Source organism: Rathayibacter sp. AY1B5, assembly GCF_002932795.1.
Taxonomy (GTDB): Bacteria; Actinomycetota; Actinomycetes; order Actinomycetales; family Microbacteriaceae; genus Rathayibacter.
In genome coordinates, this window is record NZ_PSWM01000054.1 from 1 (window position 1) to 1,365 (window position 1,365).

The window sequence follows — 1,365 nt, forward strand, 5'->3', positions numbered from 1 at the left end:
CTTCGCTTCCACGTAGTGCGTGGTCGGGGCGTCGTGCGGGGTCCACTCCCCCGCGCGGTATTCGCCGGTGTTCTCGATGACGCGCAGCTTCACGATCTGCACGCGGCCCGCCTGCACGGCCTCGGGGTCGGCGGCGAGGTTGCCGGTGATGGTCCTGGTGCTCATCTGTCGTCTCCTGCTCGTGCGGTTGGTGGGTCCCGTCGACGTCGACGGGTTCTCGGTCGCGGCCGCGGCCGCCGGGGTGTCGGTGGCGGGTGTCTCGATGCCCCAGGACGCCAGAGCGTCGCGGCGGGTGACTTCCACGGGCGGCTCGGACAGCGCTCTGCGCTGTTCGAGCTCGGCGCGCGTGACGGTGAGGGCGGGGATGCGGCGCTCGTCGCCGTAGGCGAGGCGGTAGAGCCGGTCGGGCTCGTTCTCCAGCCAGTCGACTTCGCCTTGCCGGTCGGCCTGTCCGGCGAGGTACCCGGCCCGGTAGTCGTCGCCGATGACGTTCGGGCCGGTCATGCGGCGTGCTTCTCGATGAGGTCGGGGCGAAAGCCCGACCAATGGTCCTGGTCGCTCGCGACGACCACGAGGGCGGCGGAGTAGCCCAGCTCCTCCGTGACGTACGCGAGCGCTGCGGGGTTGGTGGTGATGTCGACGGTGGTGTACTCGATGCCCTTCTTCTCGAGCACCCGGTAGGTCATGGTGCACTGCACGCACGACGGCTTCGAGTAGACGGTGAGCATCAGTCGTCCCACCGGTCGCCGCGATGCGGGTCGTGCTCGTCGTTGACCGGGGACCAGGCGTGCAGCTCGGCCCACTTCTCGGCGGCGTCGGTGTGTCCGGCCTGGGTGAGGAGGTCGATGATGCCCGTCGCGCGCCAGCACGGCAGCGTCGGGGCGATCGCTTCCGTGACGGCCGGGTCGGAGAGCGTGGCCGCGAAGGCCGCGACGGCCGCCTGGTAGGTCGCCGCCGGGTCGGGCGTGGTCTGCTGCTGCTCGCTCATCGGTGGGTTCCTTCCAGGGTGTGGGCGTCGCCCTCGTCGTCGTCGGTCGCGTGCTCCGCGATCCACAGGTCCGCGGCCTCATCTCGTCCGAATGCTCGCAGGAGTCCGGCCAGCGCGTCGACCTCGGCGCAGCTGAGTCGCACGGCCAGCTCGTCGGCGGTGTCTCCGTGGGAGAACACGGACGCGAACTCGGCCACCGCGCCCCAGAGGGTCGGCTCCTTGGCCGCGGGGCTGGTGGTGATGGTGTCGGACATGGTCTTTCCTCGTCGGTGGTGGTGCGGGTCAGGATTCGGTGCGGGTGAGGGTGTCCACGAACATGACGCCCTCGGGGCCGGGGATCGTGGCGGTGTGTGCCAGCGCCCACCCGTTGCGTGCCA

At 70.7% G+C, this 1,365-nt stretch carries 3 protein-coding genes and 1 pseudogene; all 4 read right to left on the reverse strand.

Annotated features, from left to right (window positions below; translation table 11 throughout):
• Positions 1 to 504: pseudogene (locus C5D44_RS17465) on the reverse strand (hypothetical protein); the annotation flags it as partial.
• Positions 501 to 731, reverse strand: coding sequence for a glutaredoxin-like protein NrdH (gene nrdH, locus C5D44_RS17470; RefSeq protein WP_104282388.1), 231 nt, complete (start codon positions 729 to 731; stop codon positions 501 to 503). The gene nrdH and the pseudogene C5D44_RS17465, both read right to left, overlap by 4 nt.
• The gene (locus C5D44_RS17475; RefSeq protein ID WP_104256091.1) at positions 728 to 988 is read right to left on the reverse strand and encodes a hypothetical protein; all 261 of its coding nucleotides are present in this window, start codon (positions 986 to 988) and stop codon (positions 728 to 730) included. The genes nrdH and C5D44_RS17475 overlap by 4 nt, the downstream gene beginning before the upstream one ends.
• Positions 985 to 1,242 carry a hypothetical protein gene (locus tag C5D44_RS17480; RefSeq protein ID WP_219815369.1) on the reverse strand — a complete coding sequence of 86 codons (258 nt, stop codon included), beginning with the start codon at positions 1,240 to 1,242 and terminating at the stop codon, positions 985 to 987. The genes C5D44_RS17475 and C5D44_RS17480 overlap by 4 nt, the downstream gene beginning before the upstream one ends.
• Positions 1,243 to 1,365 lie beyond the last annotated feature (123 nt).

What these genes read in the sequence shown, in the direction of transcription:
- C5D44_RS17475 (WP_104256091.1), bottom strand. Translation starts at nt 988, where the DNA reads ATGAGCGAGCAGCAGCAGACCACGCCCGACCCGGCGGCGACCTACCAG.
- C5D44_RS17480 (WP_219815369.1), bottom strand. Translation starts at nt 1,242, where the DNA reads ATGTCCGACACCATCACCACCAGCCCCGCGGCCAAGGAGCCGACCCTC.